Annotated in this window: 7 protein-coding genes; 6 read left to right on the top strand and 1 reads right to left on the bottom strand. The window is 64.6% G+C overall.

Features of this window, described 5'->3' with window-relative positions; genetic code table 11:
* Positions 1-306: 306 nt before the first annotated feature.
* A complete protein-coding gene (locus JAN5088_RS16945) occupies positions 307-1,092 on the bottom strand; it encodes a DNA methyltransferase (RefSeq protein WP_144431874.1) in 786 nt (261 codons plus the stop codon).
* 136 nt (positions 1,093-1,228) lie between these two features.
* On the opposite strand from JAN5088_RS16945, the gene JAN5088_RS16940 reads away from it, so the two are divergent.
* The 6 genes from JAN5088_RS16940 (at position 1,229) to JAN5088_RS19710 (ending at position 7,690) form a co-directional block, all read left to right on the top strand.
* Positions 1,229-1,651, top strand: coding sequence for a 6TM ABC transporter family protein (locus tag JAN5088_RS16940; RefSeq protein ID WP_143114890.1), 423 nt, complete (start codon positions 1,229-1,231; stop codon positions 1,649-1,651).
* 78 nt (positions 1,652-1,729) lie between these two features.
* Positions 1,730-2,119 (top strand): ATP-binding cassette domain-containing protein, encoded by a 390-nt coding sequence (locus tag JAN5088_RS16935; RefSeq protein ID WP_143114887.1) that lies wholly within the window; start codon positions 1,730-1,732, stop codon positions 2,117-2,119.
* 222 nt (positions 2,120-2,341) lie between these two features.
* The gene (locus JAN5088_RS16930; protein ID WP_074962701.1) at positions 2,342-3,439 is read left to right on the top strand and encodes a hypothetical protein; all 1,098 of its coding nucleotides are present in this window, start codon (positions 2,342-2,344) and stop codon (positions 3,437-3,439) included.
* A 630-nt stretch (positions 3,440-4,069) separates the two neighbouring features.
* Entirely contained in the window at positions 4,070-4,966 is an 897-nt protein-coding gene (locus JAN5088_RS16925) for a CAP domain-containing protein (protein ID WP_055684023.1), read from the top strand.
* Between the two features lie 991 nt (positions 4,967-5,957).
* Complete coding sequence (locus tag JAN5088_RS16920) at positions 5,958-7,142, top strand: M24 family metallopeptidase (RefSeq protein ID WP_055684022.1); 1,185 nt, start codon at positions 5,958-5,960, stop codon at positions 7,140-7,142.
* The gene (locus tag JAN5088_RS19710; RefSeq protein WP_370736425.1) at positions 7,100-7,690 is read left to right on the top strand and encodes a succinylglutamate desuccinylase/aspartoacylase domain-containing protein; all 591 of its coding nucleotides are present in this window, start codon (positions 7,100-7,102) and stop codon (positions 7,688-7,690) included. The genes JAN5088_RS16920 and JAN5088_RS19710 overlap by 43 nt, the downstream gene beginning before the upstream one ends.
* Positions 7,691-7,806: the final 116 nt, after the last annotated feature.

Here is a 7,806-nt window from a genome sequence, read left to right as displayed (position 1 = left end):
CGGGCCGAACGACGTCTGGGCGATGGATCTTGCCCATGGCCAACTGGCGACGGGCAGGACACTTCGGGTTTTGACGGTCGTCGACATCTTCGCGCCGTACCCGCCTGTGTTCGACGCGCGGATCAGCTCTCGGGGCGGGGATGGGAACCACGACGCTGGATCGGGTTTGTGCGAAGACGGACCACCCAAAGACGATCCGGGTCGATCAGGACAGCGAGCTCATCTGCCGCGACCGTGATCTTCGGGCCTGTGCCAACGAGGTCACACTGGACCTCTCACGGTCGCGCAAGCTCACTGACGACGGCCTCATGGAGGCATTCGACCGCAAGCTGCGATCGGAGTGCCCGAACGTTGACTGGTTCCTGACGCTTGCCGACGCCCGAAAATAGGTTGTTTCACGCGGTGCTCGATGTCCGTGGCGGCGAGCAGATCGAGGTAGAGGAAGTTTCCCGATCCGCAGGCTGGATCCAGAACCCGATAGGCCGCCAAACGCTTTCGAAAGGCCCTGTGAAGCCCTTCTGGGTATTTCAGCGTCTTGGTTCGGGCGGCAAACTCCCGGTCCTGTAGCAACCGCTTTGAGGTTTCCTTCGGGGCTTCTCTGATCAAACCCTCGATCCGGGTCCGCGTCTCGGCCCATCTTACCCGCAGCGGCTCGACCACGACCGGGGTGACGATCTGCATGATCTTGTCCCGGTCGGTGTAGTGCGCGCCGAGCTGCGAACGCTTGGCCGGATCAAGGCCGCGCTCGAACAGCGTGCCGGGGATCGAGGGGTCGATGTCCGACCAGTCGAGCTTCGCGGCTTCCAGCAAGTCGGACACGTCCGTCCGATGCAGCGTCACGGCCGCATCGTCGTCGAACAGCCCGCAGTCGAACCAGACAAGGGGAGCACCGTGGAGCTGCCTTGCTGGCTGCTCGGGCCTACCTTCCAACTCGTGTTCGTCTTCGGCGGCGTCGACGCGATCTGGTGGATCGCCGCCGGGATCTTCGGTTTGTTCGCGGTTCGTGCAGTCGCTGGCGTGGCATCGAAGCTGGTCACGACACGGATTTCCAATCGCAACGCCGCGACGATGCGGGGGGACATTCCGGCTCACGTCCGGATGCTGGACAACGCGTTCTTCCAGTCCACCTTGCCCGGCACCATGATTGCCCGTGTGGCCTCGTATGCCAGCGCAACCCACGGCATCTGGCAGGCTGGTCCTCGGGGCGGGCAGAGATGTGATCTCCCTGATGTCGCTCGCCGTCGCCGCCATCCTGATCGACCCGATGTGGCCGCTCGTCGTCCTGGGCTACAATCGCAAGAAGAGCATGGTTCTGCGCGATATAACGGCTGCCCGGACGACCCGCCTCGCCGAAGTGTTCCACGGTGTCGCGCCGGTCAAGCTGAACGGGTTGAAGCGATATCGACACGGTCGGTTCGTCGCACTCACCGGGGCGTTCGTGACGGCAAAGGTCAAGACAACCGCGGGCACGGCGCCGATCCCGGCGATGATGGACCTGGCTATCGGCCTGGGGTTCTTTTGCGTCCGGATCTACGGAGGACAGGAAATCATTTCGGGCGAGAAGACAGTGGCAGACTTCATGCCCTTCTTTGCCGGCGCGACGCTCGCGTTCCAGCCGCTGCGACGGTGGGGCCCGCTCACCGGCATTTGACAGAAGGCGGCGGCGAGCCCGGAACGGGTGTTCGATCTGCTCGACATCCGCCCGAAGTTTCCAGGGCCCGCGCCTGTCATGCGAAAACCGGACCTTCCCGATATCACGATCCGCCTTCTAGGCGTCAGGCCGTCGGGCACGGGAAAGAGCACCGTGTTCGATGTTCCCACGCGTCTGTTGGACCCGGATGCGGACCGTGTCGTGACCGGCGGGCAGGACATCGCGGCGACGGAGCTTCGCGGGCTCAGGTCGATCTTCTCCGTCGTGACGCAGGACGCGCTCTTGTTCGACGAGACCATTCTCCTCGGCCGGGAGGATGCGCCCTGGGAGCGGGTGCGGGCCGCGGTCGAGGCGGCCAACGTGGCCAAGTTGGTCAACGCGGTGCCGCTGGTCCTGGACACCCGCTCGGGGCCGCGCGCCTCCAGTCGGCCATCGAAAGGCTGTCGAAGGGACGCACGGTTCTCGTGATCGTACACCGCCTGTCGACCGTTGCGCGCGCCCCGGCATCATCACGATGAGCGGCGGCATCGTAAGCGACCAAGACACCCGGGAAAGTTTCCGCAAAGGGGCGGGTTTTTCGCACAACTGCATGCGCTTCAGTTCGACGGAATGTAGGGTATCAAGACGGCGTTGGCATCGCGATGCCGAGCGAGCGATATCATCCTCAGGAACACGCTGCGGGGGAACCGAATGCGGATATCTGTAAGTCAGGCTGGCAACAGTGTGGAAGTGAGCGGGTTCGGAGACCCGATCCGGTTCGATGTGACCGGACTCGATCTTCCGCCCCTTCAGGATCACACTTTCGCCGCGTGGCTGATGCTCCCATGGGCGATGAAGACGGGAGAGGCGATCGAGATTGACGGGCCGGTCGACCCTCTGGCCATCGAGAACATCAGGCGGTTTTCCAACGCCTGGGAATTGTGGGAACCTTCGAAGTTCAATCCGGTCACGGTGGTCGCGGCATCTCGCGCCGAACCGACTACGGGCGAAGACAGACTTACGTTCTACTCGGGTGGCCTCGATTCGACCGACATGCTCCTGCAACTCGGACGACAGCCCCACCCGGGCACGGCGCTGACGGTGCACGGCTTCGACTATCCAAGCTCCGCAGGAGACCAGTTTGCCGAACTGCGTGATCAGGTCGCCCCTTTCCTTGAGGCGTTGAACTACAGGCATGTGACGCTGAGCATTTCCCGCGTCGCTGGCGGACGTCATTCCTACGCTCTTCGCCTCGCCGCCGCGGGCTTTCTCTTCTCGGGCATGTTCAGCGAAGGAATTCTGGCTGCGGATGCCAACTGGGAACAGGATATGGCGCTGTTCCCATGGGGTCTGAACCACGTGACAGACCGCTATCTGAAAGGAAAAAATTTTCGCATCTCGACGGTTGGCGACCAGAAGACCCGTCCCATCAAGGCGAAGGCGCTGCTACAGGACAAGATGGCGCTCCAGGCGGTTTCCTTCTGCAAGCGCAGGGCGATCCGTCCCAAGAATTGCGGAACCTGTTCGAAATGCGTGCGAACGAAGATCATGTTCTCGGTCTTCGGCGACATTCCCGAGATATTCGTGGATAATTCATTCGATGCATCCCTCACGAACTCCATCGATATCCACGACAGGAACGAACGGGTCCTCCTGATCGACCTGTACCAGATAGCGCGGGACGAGGGCCTTGATGTCGATCTCCATGTCCAGCGCCTCTTCGAGCGCCTGAAAGGGGCCGAAGCTACGACCGGCAGACGATGGGACAGGCTGAAGAACAGATTGTTCGGGCCCCGGACGGCCGGATAGAAACCCTGTCGTCATGCACCGTATCGCGACGGGTTCATCTCGTGAGGGAGCGGATGTTTCCGCGTCGGAGCGGGCCGCATGAGGACGCCGATCATACGCATCGACCGGGGCATAGGGTAAGGTGTCATCTATCGAACACGCTCACCAGTCGGTGGCGCCAAACGCACCGTTTTCGACCAAGATCATCCGCTTCGATACCAAAGCCGAAGGAATGCGGCCGGGTGTGATCAGCGGAGGATCGTCGCTCAGGCTCGGCTTCTGTCCGAGCAAACGTGAGCGAAGTGGTCGAGGGACCAGCCGAGCCGTTCTGTCTCTGGCATGCCGAGTGGTGAGGATGTCGTTGATAACTGCGGGTGTCGAGTTCAGCGACCTGCAACGAGCCGGTTCAGATCGACAGAACGCGTTTTCCGGTTTTCTTTCATGCCTCATATCCCTCGGTCGCTGTTTCGGCGACAGAACCCGTCTGGCTGCGCAAGTGGCAACCCGGCCCGCGTCTCCGGTCGAAACGGGGACCGGTTGAAGGGGGCGATCCGGGTTTCGACAGTTTGGCCGGTTGAAAGCGGAACGCGTGCGTCCCGCCATCCGTTACAGCGGGGTATGATCCAACCGGAAACACAGGGGGGACACCTCATGACCGGACGCGCCGTCACCCGGGGGGCTGTCCTTGCCGCCTCGCTCGCGATTGTCCTCCCGACCGCCGCGCAGGAGGCGGTCGACCCGGAGCCGCTGCGCCAGCGTACGCTCGATCTGGTCAATGCCGCCCGCATCGAAAGGGGCGTGGCCGCACTTGCCCCCGGTCCCGCATTGGACGAGGCGGCACAGGATCACGCGGAGGACATGCTCGAACAGGACTATTACGCCCATGTCGCGCCCGACGGAGAGACGCCCGCGGACCGGTTCCGTGCCGCCGGAGGCAGCCGCTGGGCCCTGAGCGGCGAGAACATCGCCCGATGCACGGGCTGCGCGCCGCCCCCCGACACATCGCGCGTCGAGGCGTTCCAGGAGGGCTGGATGCAGAGCCCCGGCCATCGCGAGAATATTCTGGACCCGGGCTTCGACCGCTTCGGCTTCGGCATCGCGGGAGGCGTGGACCGGACCTATGCCGTGCAGACGTTCGCGGGCCCGGGGGAGGCAGACGATGGGCCGCGGCTCGACGCCGCCGGTGCCCGCGCCGCCGCGCTCGAGGAAGTTAACCGCCGCCGGCAGGACGAAGACCTTGCCCCGCTGGACGCGAGCGAGGCGCTCGACGCGGTGGCCGAGCGGGTGCTCGATGCCCGCCTGTCTGAACAGGAGATGCCGGAAGGTCTTTTCGATCTCCTGCCCGAAGGCGCAAGCGGCTGGACCAGCCTCACGGTCCGCAGCGCCAGCCGGGGCGGGTCCGGCGCGGAACTGTCGCAAGGAGACGTGGTCACTTTCGTCGAGAAGCTGGCATCGGGCGGGGCGCGCGCAAGCCATCTCGGCTTTGCCGCGGCGGCCCGGGACGATGGACGAAACGTCGCGGTCGCGGTCTTCGGCGGGCGGGACTGAACGCGTCTGCGCCCTTGGGGCCTTCAGTCGTGCGGCGAAAGGCCTGCGCGGGCGATGCGGGTGCCTCATGCATGAGACGGGAGGCCAGACGCCACCTATTCGAAACGTCGGATCGACCCTGAGCGCATGGCTTCAGGAGCAGGGCACCGGCGATCCGACGCCGTCTGGTACATGGAATACGGAGGTGTCTGCAAACTGCCTCGGCGATGATCACGGGCTTGGACCCTTCGATACCATTCCTCGGATAGGCGTGTTCGCGAAATGCCGAGGCGGTCCGACGTGATGCGGACTGCCCCGTTGCATCCGCTTTTCTCCGTGCCCTTCGAAGGGTTTCGTCCAGAGTCGCCTCGGTTGTCGCTCCCAATTCATTGCCGTCCTCGCAGGTTGAGCGAGAACGGGAGCGCGGCCCCGATGATGTCGCCCTGCGACATGGCGCGCGCGATGACATACCGGTCTCGCCGCCGGCGCGGGTAACGATCCTGTTGCCAATCTCGCGCCGCGCTAACCGGCCCGGATGGGTGGACGGGTGACAGACGTGATCGTGACTTTACCGGGTCAGTTGTTCTTTGGTCAGTGCCTCGTACCCGGCGTGGTCGTCCCCGGTGCCGTTCTTTCTGCGCGGGCAAGTCAGGGCGTGCATGGTGGACCCCGGTCAAGTCGTCTTGCCCCCTGGCGCGGGCCTTTGCGCCCCGGGCCGGATCGCTTTGTCCCGTCGAACGGCATCGGCGCGCCGGTGGCCTTGGTGCGGTCCACCGCCACCATCCCGAACCGCATGGCGCGGCTGGCGCGGCCGCCCACGTCCAGAACCGGCCGCTTGACCGTATGCGCCGGACCGGTTGTCCCGGCGACGGCTGACGGACGAATTACGACATCGCACTGACGCAGGTGAAACAGATCCGAACCGCAGCTTCCCCGAACTGAAAGCGGTACTGACCGGCACCGCGGCCGGCCGCGACAGCGCGGACGGCGTCAGCAAGGGAAAGGGGGCACCATGACCACCTTCGAGAAGAACTTCACCACTGCCGAATACAGACGCCGCATCGACAGGACCCGCGCCGCCATGTCCGCGGCCGGACATGAGGCGATCGTCGTCTGCGATCCGTCCAACATGTCCTGGCTCACAGGTTACGACGGCTGGTCGTTCTACACGTTCCAGGCCGTGATCCTGAAGCAGGACGGCGATCCGCACTGGTGGGGCCGGGCGATGGACGCGGTCGGTGCGCGACGCACGGTGTTCATGGAGGATGACGACAACATTCGCGGCTATGACGACACCTATGTCCAGAACCCCGACAAGCACCCTATGGAAGATCTGGCGCGGCTTCTGGCCGACCTGGGGCTGGAGACGGCACGGATCGGCGTGGAGATGGACAATTACTACTATTCCGCCGCCGCTCATCGGTGCCTGACGGAAGCGATGGCCAAGGCACGGTTGACGGATGTGACCGGGCTTGTGAACTGGCAACGCGCCGTCAAATCCGAGCGCGAGATCGAATACATGCGCCGCGCCGCGCGCATCGTCGAGGAGATGCACGCCCGTATCCTCGAACTGGCGGAACCGGGCATCCGCAAGAACGACCTGATCGCGGAAATCTACGCGACCGGAATTCGCGGTGTCGACGGGTTCTGGGGCGATTATCCCGCGATCGTGCCCATGGCCCCTTCGGGGCTGGATGCCACCGCGCCGCACCTGACATGGGATGACCGGCCGATGCAGACCGGCGAGGCGACCTTCTTCGAGATTGCCGGAGCGCATCGGCGCTATCAGTGTCCGCAGTCGCGCACGCTCTTTCTGGGCGAGGTGCCACGAAAGTTCCGCGATGCCGAAGCGGCCGTGCTCGACGCGATCGAGGCTGGGCTGGCGCAGGCCAGGCCGGGCAACCAGGCACAGGATATCGCCAACGCGTTCAACGCCACATTGAACAAGGCCGGCTTCGAGAAGGACAGCCGTTGCGGCTATGCGATCGGGATAAGCTACCCGCCGGATTGGGGCGAGCGCACGATTTCCTTCCGGCGCGGCGACACGACGGTGCTGGAACCGGGCATGACCTTCCATTTCATGCCCGCGCTCTGGCTCGATGACGGCGGGCTCGAAATCACCGAGCCGATCCTGATCACCGAAAACGGTCATGAATGCTTCTGCACGACGCCACGCGAACTGTGGGTGAAACCGTGACGGAGAACCCGACCAGGCCGACGATACCGCCGGACGCCAATGGCGTGCATCACGGCTATCTGAACCGTCCCTTCCGCCGCGACGACAGCGCCTGGGGCTCGGTCATAGTCCCGATCACCGTCATCGCCAACGGGCGGGGCCCCACGGCTCTGCGGACCGGGGGAAACCACGGCGGCGAATACGAAGGTCGGATCGCGGCTGAAGACCCGGCGATGACGCTGCGGCCCGAAGACATCACCGGGCGGGTGATCGTCCTTCCGATGATGAACACGCCGGCCTTCGCTGTCGGGCGGCGCTGTTCGCCGATACGTGCCGGATTCCCATTCCGGCGGGCCGACGCTGGATTTCCTGCCTTGCCGGGCGCGACGGCATCCTTGCGGCGCGCCACGTGCCGGAGCATGCCGACCTTTCCCGAAAGTGACCCCCGCGAATGCGGGGGGGCCGCGCCGGCTTCGTGTGCAGGACGGCGCGGTCACGGCCGTCGGCCCCATGCACCCGGAACACATCCTTCGCCGGACCCGGGCCGACCGGGATGCTCGCCCACATGATCGTCCTCGCCGGCGACCGTTGCGGACCCGCCCCGGCCCACCGATCCCATCGGGTAAGGGTCACGGGATCGGTAGTCCCGGTTGGCGAAAACGATACGGACGTTCGCCTGATGAAC

Origin of the sequence: Jannaschia rubra, from assembly GCF_001403735.1 — a bacterium.
GTDB classification, from domain to species: Bacteria; Pseudomonadota; Alphaproteobacteria; order Rhodobacterales; family Rhodobacteraceae; genus Jannaschia; species Jannaschia rubra.
Note: the sequence above shows the minus strand (reverse complement) of the source record. Positions and strands in the feature narration are given on the sequence as shown.